Origin of the sequence: Paeniroseomonas aquatica (assembly GCF_030409335.1) — a bacterium.
GTDB classification, from domain to species: Bacteria; Pseudomonadota; Alphaproteobacteria; order Acetobacterales; family Acetobacteraceae; genus Belnapia; species Belnapia aquatica.
The window spans coordinates 1-16,097 of sequence record NZ_JAUFPN010000144.1 but is presented as its reverse complement, the minus strand read 5'-3'; the positions used below and the strand labels follow the sequence as shown (position 1 = coordinate 16,097).

At 73.8% G+C, this 16,097-nt stretch carries 14 protein-coding genes; 9 read left to right on the top strand and 5 right to left on the bottom strand.

Annotation, left to right across the window (positions count from 1 at the left end):
• The first annotated feature begins 376 nt into the window (after window positions 1–376).
• Both QWZ14_RS13325 and QWZ14_RS13320 read left to right on the top strand, forming a co-directional pair.
• Window positions 377–1,903, top strand: coding sequence for a DUF4384 domain-containing protein (locus QWZ14_RS13325; protein ID WP_290317173.1), 1,527 nt, complete (start codon window positions 377–379; stop codon window positions 1,901–1,903).
• Window positions 1,900–4,440 (top strand): SUMF1/EgtB/PvdO family nonheme iron enzyme, encoded by a 2,541-nt coding sequence (locus tag QWZ14_RS13320; RefSeq protein WP_290317172.1) that lies wholly within the window; start codon window positions 1,900–1,902, stop codon window positions 4,438–4,440. Before QWZ14_RS13325 ends, QWZ14_RS13320 begins: the two co-directional genes overlap by 4 nt.
• Before the next feature lies 1 nt (window position 4,441).
• Here QWZ14_RS13320 and QWZ14_RS13315 read toward each other — a convergent pair whose 3' ends face one another.
• Complete coding sequence (locus tag QWZ14_RS13315; RefSeq protein ID WP_290317169.1) at window positions 4,442–4,963, bottom strand: DUF4399 domain-containing protein; 522 nt, start codon at window positions 4,961–4,963, stop codon at window positions 4,442–4,444.
• 25 nt (window positions 4,964–4,988) lie between these two features.
• Window positions 4,989–5,414 carry a DUF4399 domain-containing protein gene (locus QWZ14_RS13310; protein WP_290317168.1) on the bottom strand — a complete coding sequence of 142 codons (426 nt, stop codon included), beginning with the start codon at window positions 5,412–5,414 and terminating at the stop codon, window positions 4,989–4,991.
• 176 nt (window positions 5,415–5,590) lie between these two features.
• Between QWZ14_RS13310 and QWZ14_RS13305 the strand changes: the two genes are divergently transcribed.
• Complete coding sequence (locus tag QWZ14_RS13305; protein WP_290317167.1) at window positions 5,591–6,724, top strand: hypothetical protein; 1,134 nt, start codon at window positions 5,591–5,593, stop codon at window positions 6,722–6,724.
• Window positions 6,725–6,754: 30 nt separating this feature from the next.
• Here QWZ14_RS13305 and QWZ14_RS13300 read toward each other — a convergent pair whose 3' ends face one another.
• On the bottom strand, window positions 6,755–7,894 hold the full coding sequence (locus QWZ14_RS13300; protein ID WP_290317166.1) for an oxidoreductase: 1,140 nt from the start codon (window positions 7,892–7,894) through the stop codon (window positions 6,755–6,757).
• A 280-nt stretch (window positions 7,895–8,174) separates the two neighbouring features.
• On the opposite strand from QWZ14_RS13300, the gene QWZ14_RS13295 reads away from it, so the two are divergent.
• Together QWZ14_RS13295 and QWZ14_RS13290 are read left to right on the top strand one after the other, a co-directional pair.
• Entirely contained in the window at window positions 8,175–8,933 is a 759-nt protein-coding gene (locus QWZ14_RS13295; RefSeq protein ID WP_290317164.1) for an ImuA family protein, read from the top strand.
• Window positions 8,930–10,459: a Y-family DNA polymerase gene (locus tag QWZ14_RS13290; RefSeq protein WP_290317163.1), complete on the top strand. Its 1,530-nt coding sequence runs from the start codon at window positions 8,930–8,932 to the stop codon at window positions 10,457–10,459. The genes QWZ14_RS13295 and QWZ14_RS13290 overlap by 4 nt, the downstream gene beginning before the upstream one ends.
• Window positions 10,460–10,533: 74 nt before the next feature.
• On the opposite strand, the gene QWZ14_RS13285 is transcribed toward QWZ14_RS13290, so the two are convergent.
• Entirely contained in the window at window positions 10,534–11,307 is a 774-nt protein-coding gene (locus tag QWZ14_RS13285; RefSeq protein ID WP_290317162.1) for an inositol monophosphatase family protein, read from the bottom strand.
• 72 nt (window positions 11,308–11,379) lie between these two features.
• Here QWZ14_RS13285 and QWZ14_RS13280 point away from each other — a divergent pair, with 72 nt between their 5' ends.
• The gene (locus tag QWZ14_RS13280) at window positions 11,380–12,264 is read left to right on the top strand and encodes a prephenate dehydratase (RefSeq protein ID WP_290317161.1); all 885 of its coding nucleotides are present in this window, start codon (window positions 11,380–11,382) and stop codon (window positions 12,262–12,264) included.
• On the opposite strand, the gene QWZ14_RS13275 is transcribed toward QWZ14_RS13280, so the two are convergent.
• A complete protein-coding gene (locus tag QWZ14_RS13275; protein ID WP_290317160.1) occupies window positions 12,249–12,950 on the bottom strand; it encodes a response regulator transcription factor in 702 nt (233 codons plus the stop codon). The genes QWZ14_RS13280 and QWZ14_RS13275 overlap by 16 nt on opposite strands.
• 138 nt (window positions 12,951–13,088) lie before the next feature.
• Between QWZ14_RS13275 and QWZ14_RS13270 the strand changes: the two genes are divergently transcribed.
• The 3 genes from QWZ14_RS13270 to QWZ14_RS13260 all read left to right on the top strand — a co-directional run bounded on the left by QWZ14_RS13270 (window position 13,089) and on the right by QWZ14_RS13260 (window position 15,996).
• The gene (locus QWZ14_RS13270; protein ID WP_290317159.1) at window positions 13,089–13,835 is read left to right on the top strand and encodes a HugZ family pyridoxamine 5'-phosphate oxidase; all 747 of its coding nucleotides are present in this window, start codon (window positions 13,089–13,091) and stop codon (window positions 13,833–13,835) included.
• Between the two features lie 151 nt (window positions 13,836–13,986).
• Window positions 13,987–15,582, top strand: a complete 1,596-nt coding sequence (locus QWZ14_RS13265) for a phosphoenolpyruvate carboxykinase (protein WP_290317158.1) — start codon at window positions 13,987–13,989, stop codon at window positions 15,580–15,582.
• Window positions 15,583–15,996, top strand: coding sequence for a DUF2237 family protein (locus QWZ14_RS13260; RefSeq protein ID WP_290317157.1), 414 nt, complete (start codon window positions 15,583–15,585; stop codon window positions 15,994–15,996).
• The last annotated feature ends 101 nt before the right edge of the window (window positions 15,997–16,097 follow it).

Genomic DNA, 16,097 nt, shown 5'->3' with positions numbered 1-16,097 from the left:
CATGGGACTGGCTCCTTCTGGGCTGCGGCGCCGTGCCCCACGGGCCCCGGCGATGTCGCTCATCGACAGGACGGACCCTACCCAGCCCCGCCCAACCCCGATGTGAGCCAGGCCACAGGATCCACGCTTTTCGCGCCTGAAATCTCCGGTGGAACTCGTGGCCTCCCGCAACACCGTTCATGCCGAGTTCTGTGTCATGCCATGCGACGTGCCGCACTCAGCGGGCTTCACCCAGAATTGCGCGACAGTTGTGTGCCAATGCACAGCCTTTCCCTTTCCCTGCTCGCCTTTCTGGTATCGGTTCGGGGTCAGGCCGCCGGTGCGGTGCCGGCAGAGGCGCCATCGGTGGCGCCGCTCCGAGTGACAGGAGCGTGCCATGGTGCGGGATGCGATGAGGACGGGGCGACGCCTTCGATGGGCCCTGGCGGCCGGGCTGCTGCTGCTCGGCGGCTGCCACCCGCGGCCGGAGACCAGCTTCGACGCGCAGCAGCCGCGCACCGCGGCGGTGCGCAACATCGGCAGCTTCAGCGAAGCCCTGCGCTGCATGGACGCGATGTTCGAGGCGAATGGCAAGCGCGACATCTACATCACCACGGCCGGCATCCCCGATGCCACCGGGCTGATCGCCGCCGGCACCAAGGAGATGTTCATCAGCGCCGTCTCCCGCATGTCGGCGCGCAGCAACGCCTTCCGCTTCGTCGACTACGACATCACCCAGCTCGACGTACAGGTGCTGTCCGAATTGGTCGGGCTGCGCAACGACTTCGTGGCGCCGAGCTACTACATCCGCGGCGCCATCACCCAGCTCGACAGCAGCGTGCTCTCCTCCTCGCAGGGCGCCAGCCTGTCGCTGGCCCGCATCGACCTCGGCGTCTCCAGCGACCAGGTGGTCTCGGTGGTCTCGATGGACCTCAACGTCGGCCGGCTGGTGACGCGGCAGATCCTGCCGGGCCTGTCGGCGAACAATTCGATCGCCGTGGTGCGCTCCGGCCGCGGCGCCGATGTCGGCGGGCTGATCGGCAAGGCGGGCCTGTCCTTCAGCGTCTCGCTCGACAAGTCCGAGGGCTTCGCCCAGGCGGTGCGCAACCTGGTCGAGCTCTCGACCATCGAGGTGCTCGGCAAGCTGGCCCGGGTGCCCTACTGGGAATGCCTCTCGATCGAGCCGACCAACCCCGCCTTCCGGCGCGAGGCGCGGCAGTGGTTCGACCTGATGCCGCCCGGCGAGCGCAACAGCTTCGTCGAGGCCGCGCTGATCCGGACCGGCCATCTGCAGCCCGGCAGCCGCGACCTGTCCCCGGCGATCGCCCGCTACCAGGCGGATGCCGATCTGGTGCCCAGCGGGCGGGTGGATTTCGAACTCTACTACCGCCTGCTGGCCAGCAGCCAGGCCACTGGGCAGACCACTGGCCAGGCCCGCAGCCAGGCCCCCGCCACGCCGGTTGCCGCGAGCCTGCCCGAGCCGGCGCCCGCCGCCGCGGCGCCGCGGCTGATGCTGGCGACGACGCGGGGCCGCCCGAGCTACCGGGTGAACGAGAGCATGACCCTGCGGCTGCAGCCGTCCCAGGATGCCTTCGTCTACTGCTACTACCAGGACGGCGGCGGCGACATCTCCCGCATCTATCCGAACCGCTTCCAGCCCGATGCCTTCGTCGCCGGCAATGCCCAGGTGCAGGTGCCGCCCGCCGGCGCCTTCAGCATCCGCTTCGAGACGCCCGGCGCCCCCGAGCAGGTCGCCTGCCTCGCCGCCGACCGCGAGGTGGGGCTGCTGCTGCCGGCCGAGTTGAAGCGCCAGGACCTGGAGCCGCTGCCGGTGCGCCGCATGGAGGATATCCTCGGCCGCTTCCAGGCGATCCCGGGCGTGCGGCTGACCGATGCCCGCATCATGATCGAGGTGACACGATGACGCATGGCGGCCTGCCTGCCCCGGTCTTCTCCGCCCCGGTCTTCTCCGCCCTGGTCTTTCGGCTGGCTTTGCTCCTGGTGCTGATCCCGGTGGTGGGGCCGGCCCAGCCGGCGCCGCCCGAGCGGCGGGTGGCGCTGGTCATCGGCGTCGGCGCCTATCAATCGGCGCCGCAGCTGGCCAATCCGGTGGGGGATGCGCGGTCGATCGGCGAATCCCTGCGCCGGCTCAACTTCGAGGTCGAGGAGGTGCTCGACCCCGATTTCCGTCGCATCACCCGCGCCTTGCGCGAATTCGGCATCCGGGCGCAGCGCGCCGACGTGGCGCTGGTCTACTACGCCGGGCATGGCGTGCAGGTGGGGCGGGAGAATTACCTGCTGCCCGCCGACGCGAAGCTCGAGCGCGAGCGCGACCTGCTGTACGAGGCGCTGCCGCTGGAGCTGCTGCTGGGCGAGGCGTCGCAGGCCGCGCGGCTCGGCATCGTGCTGCTCGATGCCTGCCGCAACAACCCCTTCGTCGACCGCATGTCGCGCTCCATGACCATCGCCGGCCGCGGCGCCACCAGCCCGGGCCTGGCCCGCGTCGACAACGTGCCGCGCAACACGCTGGTGGTCATGGCGACCAAGGCCGACCAGATCGCCGAGGATGGCAGCGGCAGCCACAGCCCCTTCGCCGAGGCCCTGCTGGCGCATTTCCAGATCCCCGGGCTGGAGCTCAGCCTGTTCTTCCGCAGCGTGCGCGACACCGTGCTGCGCGCCACCGGCAACCGGCAGGAGCCCTTCATCTTCAGCTCGCTCGGCGCCGAGCCCTTCTACTTCTACCCCCGGCCGCCGAACCGGCCGCCGCTGCTGGCCGGCATCCCGGCGCTCGAGGTGCGCGACACCGCCGGGCCGACCGCCCTGCCGATCGCCAGGCCGACCGACCCGGACCAGGACCCGATGTCGATCCGCATCACCGGCCTGCCGCGCTCGGGGGAGGTGCGGATCGACGGCCGCCTGGTCACCCCCGGCGCGGTCTTCGCCGCCGACCGCTTCGCCAGCGCCACCTACAAGCCGGAGGGCAAGGTGCTGGGGCCGGTCGGCACGCTCGACATCCTGGTCGAGGACGGCCGCGGCGGCAGCGTGATGGGAAGCCTGCCGATCAGCGTCATCGCCTCCAACCGCCCGCCGACCGTGGAGGCCACGCGGCGGCTGCGGATCTACACCGGCCCGCTGGAGATCGCCCGGCCGGAGGACCCGGACGGGGACGCCCTGGCGGTCATCGTCCAGGGCCTGCCGCGCGGCCTGGTCCGCAACGGCGCCGCCGCGCTGCGCCCCGGCGACCGGCTGCGGCCGGAGGAGCTGGGCGGGCTGGTCTTCCTGCCCGAGCCGGGCTTCAGCGGCCCCGCCGGCAGCCTCGCCTATGCGGTGGAGGACGGCCGCGGCGGGCGGGCGGAGACCGCGCTCGAGATCGAGGTGATGGATGCCGCGGAGGCGGCCGGGCAGCTGGCCGAGGCGGCGCTCTGGGACCGGCTGCGAGCCGCCGGCAAGGCGGAGGACATCGACGCCTTCCTCCGCTTCTACCCGAATTCCCGCTATGCCGGCGTCGCCCGGCAACGGCGGGAGGAATTGGCCGGCCCGCCCGGGCCGGTGGCCGCCGCGGCGGCGGAGCGCCCCGCCCCCGTGCCGCGCCCCGCCCCGGCGGAGCGCCCCGCCGCGCCGGAACGGCTCGCCATGGTGCAGCCCGCGCCGCCGCCGGTGCGTCCCGCGCCGCCGCCCTCCCCGGCGGTGCCGGCCGAGCCGCAGCGCGCCTTCCCGGTGCCTGCCCCGGCGCCGGCCGCCACGGGGGAGCGCTATTTCCAGGACTGCCCGGACTGCCCCTGGATGGTGCGGCTGCCGCCCGGCAGCTTCCTGATGGGCCAGGGCGCCCGCGACAGCGCCGCCCTGCCGGTGCGCCGGGTCACGGTGCCGGGCTTCGCCCTCGGCCAGTTCCCGGTGACGGTGGCGGAGTGGCAGGCCTGCCAGGCCCAGGGCGGCTGCGGCCCGCTGCCGCGGCTGATGGTGGCGGAGCCGGCGACGCCGCTGCACAACGTCAGCTGGGACGATGCCCGCAGCTACGCGGCCTGGCTCACGCGCAGCACCGGCCGGGCCTACCGGCTGCCGACCGAGGCCGAATGGGAATATGCCGCGCGCGCCGGCACGACCACACGCTACTGGTGGGGCGACCAGCCCGGCGTCGCCCAGGCCAATTGCGCGGACTGCGGCGGCGAGCAGAATCCGCGCGGCCCGCTGCCGGTGGACCGCTTCCAGCCGAATGGCTTCGGCCTGCACGGCATGCTCGGCGGCGTCGCGCAATGGGTGCAGGATTGCTGGGCGCCGAACTACCAGGGCGCCCCGCTGGACGGCACGGCGCGCGAGATCGGTGGCTGCATGAAGCGGGTGCTGCGCGGCGGGTCCTTCCGCTCCGGCCGCGACGACATCCTGCCGGTCGCCCGCAACTTCTACGACGCGCCGGTGCGATACCAGTCCAACGGCTTCCGCGTCGCCCGCGCGCTGGAGTGAGCTATTGCGGCGGCGCGGGCGGCGGCGGCGGCACGGCGCGGCCGGGGCGCACCTGGATGGTGATGCGGCGGGAGGTGACGGGCGGGTCGTGCGGCACGTGGTCGGCATCGCCCATGACCAGCTGCAAGGTATGGGTTCCCGGCGGCAGCTCGAGCATGGTCTCGGTCTGGCCCAGGCCGAAATGCAGGTGGTTGCGGTCGTTCGGGATCGGCTGGTCGAGCGGGGGCATCGGCGTATCGACCAGCAGGTGGTGGTGCCCGGTGTTCGGCGTGGCGACCCCGGCCGGCGCGACGCCGAAATTGCGGGTGCCGAACCAGACCTTGAAGCGGGTGCCGTTGATCACCTGCCCGTCCTGCGGCCAGCCGATGTAGACATAGGCATCGCGCGGCGCCTTGGCCCGGCCCTGGCTGGCCGCGGCGGGCGTCGCGGCGGCGTGGTCGTGCGTGCCGCCCTGGGCGAGGGCATGGCGTGCCGCCAGGGTCAGGGCCGGGGTGAGCAGCAGCAGGCGGCGCAGGACGGGCATCAGTGTCCCCTTTGCAGGATCCGGGTCAGGGCGTGACGGTGACGGTGATGCGCCGGGAATGGAGCGGCGGCTGGTGCGGGGTATGGGTCTCGTCGCCGAGCAGCAGTTGCAGCGTGTGGCGGCCGGGCGGCAGGTCGATGCGCGCCTCGGTCTGGCCCAGGCCGAAATGCAGGTGGTTGCGGTCGTTCGGGATGGGCTGGTCGAGCGGCGGCAGGTCCACGTCGATCAGCAGGTGATGGTGGCCGGTATTGGCCTTCTCGACGCCCGCCGGCGCGATGCCCGCATCCGCCAGGCCCATGCGCACCCAGAAGGCGCCGCGGATCACCTGGCCGTCGCTGGGCCACAGGATGTAGACGCGCGCCGTCTCCGGCATCGTGCGGAGCTGCGCGTAGGCGGCTGGCGCCAGCAGCAGCAGGCTCGTGGCGATTGCAAGCAGGCGGCGCTTCGGCATCATCGCGTCTCCCCCGACGTCACCCGTCCGGCAGTGACGAAGTCGACAACCTTGTATAGCCTTCCTACAACAAAAATCTCCGGCATCGTCCCGGCGGCGCGGCCGGATTGTGGCCTGCGCCACAGGCCGCGCGACGGCGCCGGCCTAGCCTGCCTGCGTATTCGAAGGAGGCGACCATGCGGCTCTCTCTCTGGATGATGGCGGCATCGCTGCTGTACGGCAGTGCGGCGCTGGCGGCGCCGGATGCGGTGCTGCTGGCCTCGACCGCGCCGGGCTACGGCCAGGGCATGGTGATCACGGCGAGCGACCGCCTGCTGGTGCCGGAAGGTGCCAGCATCACGCTGCTGCTGCGCTCGGGCCAGGTGCTGCGGCTGCGCGGGCCGCTCGAGACGGCGCTCGACCGCGCCGCGGCGCCGGAGCGCGAGGCGGGATCCGCCGTGGCGCTGGCCGAGGCGCTGCGGCTGCGCGGCATCGACGCCAGCGCCATCGGCGGCACGCGGGCGACGCTGCCGGCCGCGCGCCGGCCGGTGCCGCAGGAGGTCGCGGTCGACGTGCAGCGGTCCGGCACCTATTGCCTCGGCGCCGCCGATACCGTCTGGCTGCAGCGGACGCAGGCCGGGCCGGCGGACATCGCGCTGCGCCGACGCGGCAGCCTGCGCCGGCTCGGCTGGCCGCAGGACCTGTCGCGGATCGAATGGCCGGGCGACGTGCCGATCGAGGACGGCGACCGCTTCGAGGTCGTCGTGGCGGGGCGGCCGCAGTCGACGCTGACCTTCCATGCGCTGCCCGGCGGCAACCCGGCGGATGCCGCCAGCATCGCCGCCGGCATCCTGCTGGGCTGCCGCGAGCAGTACGAGGTCGGCCTGCGCCGTCTCGCCCGCGCGATCCTGCCGCCGGAGCTGTGGCTCGACGGCGGCCACGGCGCGACGGCCCGGCGGGGCGAGACCATCGCGGTCGAGGTCATGGCGAATACCGACGGCTGGCTCTACTGCGTCACCCGGCGCAGCGACGGGATGGCGCTGCCGGTCTTCCCGGCGGGCGCCATCGACGGCGCCCGCTGGCCCGGCACCGCCCCGGCCACCGTCGCCCTGCCGCGCCGCGGCGTCGCCTTCCCTGCGGGACCGGCCGGGCTGGAGCGCATCCGCTGCTGGCTGGCCGACCGGGACATCAGCGCGGAGCTGCCGCCGGCGCTGCTCGCCGGCCAGGGCGCGCGGCTGCCGCCGGCGCTGGCGGAGGATCCCGACCGGGCCTTCCAGGGCATCGGCGCCAGCCGCGTCGTCGCCGCCGAGCTGGCGGTCCGGGTCGAGTGAGGCCCGGCGGGCGGCGATCCCCGCGGCCGCCTAGCGGCTGGCCGCGGGGGCCGGCCAGCCATGCGAGTTCTCCGAGCCCGGGCGGTTGTGCAGCCACCAGGACCAGTCCTGCGGCAGCAGCGAGAAGGGGTCGTCCTGCGCCAGCTCCCGCGCGGCCCAGACCGGCCAGTGCGGGTTGGCGAGCGCCGGGCGGCCGAGGAAGACCAGGTCGACCAGCTCCTCGCGGATCACCCGGTCGGCGATCGCCGGCGTGCCGAGGTTCCAGCTGACCGCGACCGGGATGCCGCATTCGCGCCGAACGCGGCTGCCCCGCTCCACCATGAAGGCGGCCTGGGAGAAGGGCGGCTCGCGCAGGTCGTCGGTGTTCATCCCGAGGCTGAGGTCGGCGAGGTCCAGCCCGTGCCGCTTCAACTCACCCACGGCCCAGACGGCATCGTCGAACTGCACCCCGTCCGGGTGGAAGTCGTCCGAGCCGAGCCGCATGGTCAGCGGCAGCCGCTCCGGCCAGACCGCGCGCACCGCGTCCATCGCCTCGCGGTGGAAGCGGAGGCGATTCTCCAGGCTGCCGCCGTAGGCATCGGTCCGCTGGTTGGCGAGCGGCGAGAAGAAGCTCGCGCCGAGGTAGCCATGGGCGAAATGCATCTCCAGCCACTCGAAGCCGGCCGCGAGCGCCCGCCGCGCGGCATCCGCGTAGGCGCGGTGCAGGGCGTGGATCTCGGGGATGCTCAGTTCCTGCACCGGGTAGGTATAGCGGCCGCCGTAGGGGAGGGCGGAGGGGCCGCGCACCTGCCAGCCATCGGGGTGGTCCGGGGCGATCTGCCGCTTGCCCTCCCAGGGCTTCTGCTCGCTGCCCTTGCGCCCGGTATGGCCGAGCTGGATGGCGGGGACGGCGCCCATCTCCTTCACCAGGGCGCAGATCCGCGCCAGGCCCTCGACCTGGGCGTCGTCCCAGAGGCCGGCGCAGCAGGTGCCGGTGCGGCCGTCGGGGGTGATGGCGATCTGCTCGGGGAAGACCAGGCCGAAGCCGCCGGCGGCGCGCGAGCCGAGCAGCATGAGGTGGTAGTCGCCCATCCGGCCGTCCACCGACCGGTACATGGTCATGGGCGACATCGCGATGCGGTTGCGGAGGGTGACGCCCTTGAGCGTGTAGGGGCTGAACAGGTCGGGCATCGGGGGCTTGCCGGTCAGGTGTTGCGGGGACCGGGACAATGGCGGACCGGGCCGGGCCTGGCGAGCCGCCCGTCGTCCGCCCCCACCGGGACGGCGCGGCCCCGGCGCCAAGCGGTTTCGGCAGGGTTTTGTTCTTGATTTGTTCGAAATGCTTCGTCATCGTCGGCGACGATGCAGCGCTCCCCCATCCGACTCCAGGCCACCCGGGCCCGGCCAGGCCCGCCGCCCGCGGGGCAGGCCGGGGTGCCGGGCCATGCCGCCGGCCGGGCCTGAGGTCCCGTTGGACCAGGCCGCCGTCCTCGCCGCCCTGCGGTCCCGCGTGGCCCGGCTGGAAGGGTCCGGCCGGGCGCCGCAGGACCTCGGGGCGATTCCGGTCTGCGAGGGCATGGGGCTGCCGGGCGGCGGGCTCGCCCGCGCCGCGGTCCATGACGTGCTGGCCGCCTCGCCCGGCGGCGGGGCGGCCTTCTGCGCCGTGCTGCTGGCCCGCGCCCGGGGCACCATCCTGTGGATCGCCTGCGGGGGGGAGGGGCTGCTGGCCTGGCCGCCGGGCCTCCTGCGCTTCGGCCTGGCGCCGGCGAGCCTGGTGCTGGTCCGGGCGGAGCGGTGGAGCGACGCGCTCTGGGCGATGGAGGAGGCGCTCCGCTGCCCCGCCGTCGGCGGCGCCCTGCTGGCCGCCAGCCCGGGCCGGGCGGCGGGCGAGGGCCGGCTGGACCTGACCGCGACCCGGCGGCTGCAGCTGGCGGCGGAGGCGGGCGGGGCCTTCGGCCTGCTGCTGCGGCCCGATGCCGGGCTTTCCGGGGCCGAATCCAGGGCCGAGCCGAGCGCCGCCGCGACCCGCTGGCGGGTCGGGTCCCTGCCGGCCGGGGCGGCGGGCGGGCTGGACGAGCCGCGCTGGCGGCTGGAATTGCTGCGGGCGAAGGGCGGCGCGCCGGGCGGCCCCTGGAGCGTGACCTGGCACGCCGCGACCGGGCGGCTGCAGCTCGAGGACGCCGCGCCCGCCCCGTTCCGCGAAGGCCTGGCCCGCGGCACCGCCGGATGACGGAGCCCGGCCGGCCCGGGCGCTTCCTGGCCCTGCACCTGCCCGACCTCGCCACCGACCGGATCCGCCGGGCCGAGCCGGGCCTGCCGCCCGGCCTGCCGCTGGCCACCTGGGCCAGCCTGGGCAGCCGCCGGCTGCTGCTGGCGGTGGATCCGGTGGCCGCGGCGGCCGGCCTGCTGCCCGGGCAGGCCCTGGCGGATGCCCAGGCCATCATGCCCGCGCTGCTGCTGCGCCCGGCCGATCCGGACGGCGATGCCCGGGCGCTGCACGGGCTGGCGCTCTGGGCGCGGCGCTACACCCCGATCACCGCCACCGACCCGCCGGACGGGCTGCTGCTCGACATCACCGGCTGCGCCCACCTGCTGGGCGGGGAGGCGGCGCTGCTGCGGGACGCGCTGGCGCGGCTGCGCCGCCTCGGCCTCGCGGCGCGGGGCGCGGTGGCCGGGGCGGCCGCCACCAGCGCCGCCCTGGCGCGGACCAGGGCCGACAACCCGGTCGCCGTCTCCGGCATCGAGGCCAGGGTGGCCGGTCCCTTGCCGCTCGGCCGCGCCCTGCGCCTGCCGCCCGCCCTGGCGGGGGAGCTGTCGCGCCTCGGCCTGCGGCAGGTGCAGGACCTGCTCGACCTGCCGCGGGCGCCGCTGGCGCGGCGCTTCGGCCAGGCGGTGCTGGACCGCCTCGACGCGGTGGCGGGGCGGCACCGGCCGCCGCTGCGCCCCGCCGTGCCGCCGCCCGAGCTGCGGGTCGTGCGGGAGCTGCCGGAGCCGATCATCACCCGCGCCGGCATCGATGCCGCGCTCGACCAGCTGCTCGAGGCGCTGTGCCGCGACCTGCTGCAGGCCGGGCTCGGCCTGCGCCGGGCCATGCTCTCGGCCTGGCGGGTGGATGGCGCGGTGCAGGAGCTGGTCGTCACCACCAGCCTGCCGGCGCGGGAGCCGGGGCACCTGCGGCGGCTCTTCGCCGGGCGGCTGGAACGGCTGGAGCCGGATCTCGGCTTCGAGCGGATGGCGCTGGAGGCCTGGGCGACGGAGCCCATGGCGGCCGGCATCCAGGCCGGCCTCCGGGTCGGGGGACGCGGGGACGAGGCGGTCGCGGCGGTCGCCCTGGCGCAGCTGCTGGACCGGCTGGGGCAGCGGCTGCAGGTGCAGCGGGTCGCCCCTCTGGCCAGCCACTGGCCCGAGCACATGGTCGCCGCGCTGGCGCCGCAGGCCGCCTCCCCGGCGGTGCCGGCGGGCTGGGCCGCCCTGCCGCAGCCCGTGCTGCTGCTGCGCCGGCCGGCCCTGCTGGAGGCGGTGGCGCTGCTGGCGGAGGAGGGGCCGCCGGCCTTGCTGTGCTGGCGCGGCGCGGCGCATCGCCTGCTGCAGGCCGAGGGGCCGCTGCGGCTGGAGCCCGAATGGTGGCGGGCCCGCCCGGAGGTGCCGCGGCGCGACTACTACCGGGTGGAGCTCGCCTCGGGCACCCGGCTCTGGGTCTGCCGCAGCGGCGCGGCGGCGGCGCCGCGCTGGCTGCTGCACGGCCATCTGCCGTGACCGGTGCCGCTCCGGCCCGGCGGCACCGCGCGCCGGCAGCCCTGCCGGGTTATGCCGGCCGCCCGGTGCCGGTGCTAGCCGGCGAGCAGGGCGATCGCCTCGGGCAGCAGGCCCGGGTCACCCACCGCCAGGACCCGGCCGTCGCTCTCCAGGGTCAGCGGCGCGCCGGCCCAGTCGGTGACCCGGCCGCCGGCGCCCTCGACCACCGGCACCAGCGCCGCCCAGTCCCAGGGCTTCATGGTGCTTTCGGCGACCACGTCGACCAGCCCGAGGGCGAGCAGCCCATAGGCATAGCAGTCGCCGCCCCAGGTGACCCGGCGGGCGGCGGCGCGCAGCCGGGCGAAGCCCGGGCGGTCCCCCGGCGCGAACATGTCGGGGCTGGTGCAGGACAGCTCGGCGGCGGCGAGGCCGGCGCAGGCGCGGGTGCCGGGGGTGCCGCCGAGCGGCGAGCGGAAGGTGGTGGGACGGCCCCGGGCGCCGATCCAGCGCTCGCCGATGCCGGGCTGGTCGATCAGCCCGAGCACCGGCACGCCGCGGTGCAGCAGGCCGATCAGCGTGCCGAACAGCGGCCGGCCGGTGACGAAGGCGCGGGTGCCGTCGATGGGGTCGAGCACCCAGAGGTACTCGGCCTCCGCCCGGTCCGCGCCGAATTCCTCGCCCCAGATGCCATGGTCGGGGAAGCGCCCGGCGAGGACGGCGCGCATCGCCTGCTCGGCGTCGCGGTCGGCGGCGGTGACCGGGCTGGCGTCGCCCTTGGCCTCGACCAGCAGCGGGCTGCGGAACAGCGGGCGGATGGCGGCGCCGGCGGCCTCGGCCGCGGCTTCGGCCGCGGCGATGAATGCATCCATCGGTGATCCCCTGGTTTGCGCCGTCTCGAGGCGTCGATTAGAAGCCGCGCACCCTCATGGCAACGGCGCACGATGACCGACGTAATCGCTTTCCAGGGCCTGCCCGGCGCCTATTCGGACCTGGCCTGCCGCGCCGCCTATCCCGGCTGGACGACCCTGCCCTGCGCCAGCTTCGAGGCGGCGATGGATGCGGTGCGCGGCGGCCAGGCCGGGCTGGCGATGCTGCCCTGCGAGAACTCGCTCGCCGGCCGGGTGCCTGACATCCACCGGCTGCTGCCGGACTCCGGGCTCTCGGTGGTGGGGGAGCATTTCGAGCGGGTGGAGCACTGCCTGCTGGCGCCCCGCGGGGCGACGCTGGCGAGCCTGAGGCGGGCGCACAGCCATCCGGTGGCGCTGGGCCAGGTGCGGAACATCCTGCGCGAGCTCTCGCTGGTCCCGGTGATCGAGGCGGATACCGCCGGCGCGGCGGAGATCATCGCGGCGCGCGGCGGGGTGGAGGACGCGGCCATCGCCAGCGCCCTGGCCGCCGAGATCTACGGGCTCGAGATCCTCCAGCGGAACGTCGAGGATGCGGCGCACAACACCACCCGCTTCTACGTCTGCGCCCCGGCGCCGGCGATGCCCGCCCCGGGCACGCCGGATTGCGTCACCAGCTTCGTCTTCCGCGTCCGCAACATCCCGGCCGCCCTCTACAAGGCGCTCGGCGGCTTCGCCACCAACGGGGTGAACATGAGCAAGCTCGAGAGCTACATGCTCGACGGCGAGTTCACCGCGACGCAATTCCTGGCCGACGTGGACGGCCACCCGGAGGAGCCGGCGGTGGCCCGGGCGCTGGAGGAGCTGGCTTTCTTCTCGCGCGAGCTGCGGGTGCTCGGGACCTACCCGGCGCATCCCTACCGGCGGGCGCACCAGGGCGGCCAGCAGGCCGGGGCCGGGGTCCCTCAGCTCTCCTTGTAGCGGTAGCCGATGCCGTAGAGCGTCTCGATCTGGGCGAATTCGCCGTCGGCCACGCGGAACTTCTTGCGCACCCGCTTCACGTGGCTGTCGATGGTGCGGTCGTCGACGTAGATGTTCTCGCCGTAGGCGGCATCGATCAGCTGGTCGCGGTTCTTCACCATGCCCGGCCGCAGCGCCATGGCCTTCACCAGCAGGAATTCGGTGACGGTCAGCTGGATGTCGGTGCCCTTCCAGACGCAGGTGTGCTTGGTCTCGTCCAGCACCAGGTCGCCGCGCACCAGCACGCCGCCGGCCGGGCTGCCGGAGCCCTCGGCGCGGGAGGCCTCGTTGCGGCGCAGCAGGGCGCGGATGCGCTCCAGCAGCAGCCGCTGGCTGAAGGGCTTGGTGATGTAGTCGTCGGCGCCGAGCCGCAGCCCCATCAGCTCGTCGACCTCCTCGTCCTTGCTGGTCAGGAAGACCACCGGCATGGCGCTGCGCTGGCGGAGCCGCTGCAGCAGCTCCATCCCGTCCATCCGCGGCATCTTGATGTCGAGCACCGCGAGGTCGGCCGGCTTGGCGAGCAGTCCCTGGAGCGCGCTCTCGCCATCGGTGTAGGTGCGGACGGTGAAGCCCTCCTGTTCCAGCGTCATGGAGACGGAGGTGAGGATGTTGCGGTCGTCGTCCACCAGGGCGATCGTGGCAGCCATTGGTCGGGTCTCCGCCGGGTCAGGGATGGCCGGGTCAAGGATAGGGGGCCGGCCCTGGGTGGGCCGGCGCTGGCATCGGGGCACTCTGCGGCCCCATATGGTGCGGCATTGTGGCACAACCCGCACGGGATTGAGATGGTGACCGAGAACCTTGCCTTCCAAGCGCGCTGCCTGGCCCGGGGCGCCGCTTCGGCCACGCTGGCCACCCAGGCGGGCGGCCAGCCCTTCGCCAGCCTGGTGACCCCGGCGGCGGCGGCCGACTTCTCGCCGCTGCTGCTGCTCTCCTCGCTGTCCGAGCATACCCGGCAGCTGCGGGCGGAGCCGCGCTGCGCCCTGCTCTTCACCGGCGCGCCGGAGGGCGCCAATCCGCAGACCGCGCCGCGGGTGACCCTGACCGGGATCGCCGCCGAGGTCCCGGCCGAGGCGGTGCCGGGGCTGAAGGCGCGCTGGCTGGCCCGGCACCCCTATGCCGCGCTCTACGCGGATTTCGGCGACTTCGCCCTGTGGCGGGTCAGCCTCGGCGGTGCCCTGCTGGTCGGCGGCTTCGCCCGGGCCAGCCGGATCCGGCTGGCGGAGCTGCTGCCCGACCCGGCCGCGGTGGCGGCCATCGGCGCGGCGGCCGCGGACATCATCGGCCATGTGAACGCCGACCACGCGGATGCGGTGGCGGCGATCGCCACCGGGCTGCTGGGCGGGGCGCCCGGGGACTGGCGCATGGTCGCGGTCGACGTGGACGGGGCCGACCTCGCCGCCGGGGAGCCATCTGGGGAGCCATCTGGGGAGGCAGTCTGTCGACTGGCCTTCCGGGCCCCGGTGACAGATGCCGGCCAGGTCCGCACAGAACTCGTCTGGGCCGCGCGCGAGGGCCGCTTGCGCTTGAGTTGACGCGATATATCAACAATGTGCAATCCGGCGCGTTGACCCACGCTGTCATCACGCCCTAATTTGGCCGTGTAACTAGCCGAATAGCATCCTGTCATAGGTGAGGCGCCCGCAGACCGGGCGTCTTACTGTCGTATTCTCCGGAGGAAACTGCATGTCAGCGCCTGAGACCGCCCTCGCTGGAACTGGGGTGGCCAACGCCAATGCCCTCCATGCCAACCTGACCGCCGCCGGCCTCTACGAGCACGCGCTGCGGCGGGGTGAGGGCCGCCTCTCGGCGGAAGGCGCCTTCATGGCGGTGACCGGGGTGCATACCGGCCGCTCCGTGCAGGACAAGTTCGTGGTCGACGACCCGGAGGTCCACGACCAGATCTGGTGGGGCAAGATCAACCAGCCGATGGCGCCGGAGAAGTTCAAGGGCCTCTCCGCCAAGGTCCGGAGCTGGCTCGGGGCCCGGCCGGTGCTGTTCACCCAGGATCTCTATGCCGGCGCCGACCCGGCGCACCGCATCCGCGTGCGGCTGGTCACCACCAATGCCTGGCATGCGCTGTTCGCTCGCAACATGTTCATCCGCCCGCCGGTCGAGGAACTGGCCGGCTTCGCGCCGGACTTCACCATCCTGCATGCGCCGGAATACGAGGCCGACCCGGCTACCGACGGTTGCCGTACCACCACCTGCATCGCGCTGTCCTTCGCGCAGAAGACCATCCTGATCGCCGGCACCTCCTATGCCGGCGAGATCAAGAAATCGATCTTCACCGTGATGAACTGGCTGCTGCCGGCCAAGGGCGTGCTGCCGATGCATTGCAGCGCCAATGTCGGAAAGGGCGGCGACACCGCGCTGTTCTTCGGCCTGTCCGGCACCGGCAAGACCACGCTGAGCAGCGACCCGGAGCGGAGCCTGATCGGCGACGACGAGCATGGCTGGTCGGATACCGGCGTCTTCAACTTCGAGGGCGGCTGCTACGCCAAGGTCATCCGCCTCTCGCGCGAGGCCGAGCCGCAGATCTGGGACGCCAGCCACCGCTTCGGCGCGGTGCTGGAGAACGTGGTGGCCGATGCGCGCGGCAGCCTCGACCTCGAGGATGGCTCGCTGACCGAGAATACCCGGGCCTGCTACCCGCTGGAGTTCATCCCGAACATCGCCAAGGGCGGCCGCGCCGGGCTGCCGAAGAACGTGGTCATGCTGACCGCGGATGCCTTCGGCGTGCTGCCGCCGATCTCCAAGCTCTCGGCGGCGCAGGCCATGTACCACTTCCTCTCGGGCTACACGGCGCGCGTCGCCGGCACCGAGAAGGGCCTGGGCAAGGAGCCGCAGGCGACCTTCAGCACCTGCTTCGGCGCCCCCTTCCTGCCGCGCCACCCGGAAGTCTACGGCAAGCTGCTGTCCGACCTGATCGACCGCCACGGCGCCGATTGCTGGCTGGTGAACACCGGCTGGACCGGCGGCGCCTATGGCACTGGCAAGCGCATGTCCATTAAGCACACCCGCGCCCTGCTGCGGGCGGCGCTGGACGGCTCGCTGGCCAAGGTGGAGTTCGAGACCGACCCCTTCTTCGGCCTCTCGATCCCCAAGGCTCTGCCGGGCGTGCCGGCCGAGGTGCTGAACCCGCGCAACACCTGGGCCGACAAATCCGCCTACGACCGCACCGCGAAGGATCTGGTCGGCCGCTTCGAGAAGAACTTCGAGGGCTTCTCGGGCGAGGTGAGCGAGGCGGTGCTGGCCGCGGCGATCCGGGCGGCGGCGTAAATGCCCGACGGCGGGCTGGGGCCGCGACGCGAGGGGCCGGGGCGGCAACCCCCGGCCACCAACGTGCTGGGCGGGGCGCTGCTGCCCTGCTCGGTCGCGCCGCTGACCGGCTTCTACCGCGACGGCTGCTGCAACACCGGGCCGGAAGACCTGGGGCTGCACGTGGTCTGCGTGGAACTGACCGCCGAATTCCTGGCCTTCTCCAAGGGCCGGGGCAACGACCTCAGCACGCCGATGCCGGAATACGGCTTCCCCGGGCTGCGGCCCGGGGACCGCTGGTGCCTCTGCGCCGCCCGCTGGGAGGAAGCCCGGCGGTCCGGGCGGGCGCCCCGCGTGCTGCTCGAGGCGACCCACATCGCCGCGCTGGAGATCTGCGGCCTCGACGACCTGAAGGCGCACGCCGTCGAGGTCTAGCTTATCGTTTTGTCGCGCGATTCACGTCTTTCGGTGATTCCACCTCAGACGATCGCGCTCTCGGCTAGGTCCTGTGGACATTTACCGTAGCCACAGAATGG

Excerpts from the sequence above, each read along its gene's own strand:
- QWZ14_RS13325 (WP_290317173.1), top strand. The coding sequence starts at position 377 with ATGGTGCGGGATGCGATGAGGACGGGGCGACGCCTTCGATGGGCCCTG.
- QWZ14_RS13320 (WP_290317172.1), top strand. The coding sequence starts at position 1,900 with ATGACGCATGGCGGCCTGCCTGCCCCGGTCTTCTCCGCCCCGGTCTTC.
- QWZ14_RS13315 (WP_290317169.1), bottom strand. The coding sequence starts at position 4,963 with ATGCCCGTCCTGCGCCGCCTGCTGCTGCTCACCCCGGCCCTGACCCTG.
- QWZ14_RS13310 (WP_290317168.1), bottom strand. The coding sequence starts at position 5,414 with ATGCCGAAGCGCCGCCTGCTTGCAATCGCCACGAGCCTGCTGCTGCTG.
- QWZ14_RS13305 (WP_290317167.1), top strand. The coding sequence starts at position 5,591 with ATGCGGCTCTCTCTCTGGATGATGGCGGCATCGCTGCTGTACGGCAGT.
- QWZ14_RS13300 (WP_290317166.1), bottom strand. The coding sequence starts at position 7,894 with ATGCCCGACCTGTTCAGCCCCTACACGCTCAAGGGCGTCACCCTCCGC.
- QWZ14_RS13290 (WP_290317163.1), top strand. The coding sequence starts at position 8,930 with ATGACGGAGCCCGGCCGGCCCGGGCGCTTCCTGGCCCTGCACCTGCCC.
- QWZ14_RS13285 (WP_290317162.1), bottom strand. The coding sequence starts at position 11,307 with ATGGATGCATTCATCGCCGCGGCCGAAGCCGCGGCCGAGGCCGCCGGC.
- QWZ14_RS13280 (WP_290317161.1), top strand. The coding sequence starts at position 11,380 with ATGACCGACGTAATCGCTTTCCAGGGCCTGCCCGGCGCCTATTCGGAC.
- QWZ14_RS13275 (WP_290317160.1), bottom strand. The coding sequence starts at position 12,950 with ATGGCTGCCACGATCGCCCTGGTGGACGACGACCGCAACATCCTCACC.
- QWZ14_RS13265 (WP_290317158.1), top strand. The coding sequence starts at position 13,987 with ATGTCAGCGCCTGAGACCGCCCTCGCTGGAACTGGGGTGGCCAACGCC.
- QWZ14_RS13260 (WP_290317157.1), top strand. The coding sequence starts at position 15,583 with ATGCCCGACGGCGGGCTGGGGCCGCGACGCGAGGGGCCGGGGCGGCAA.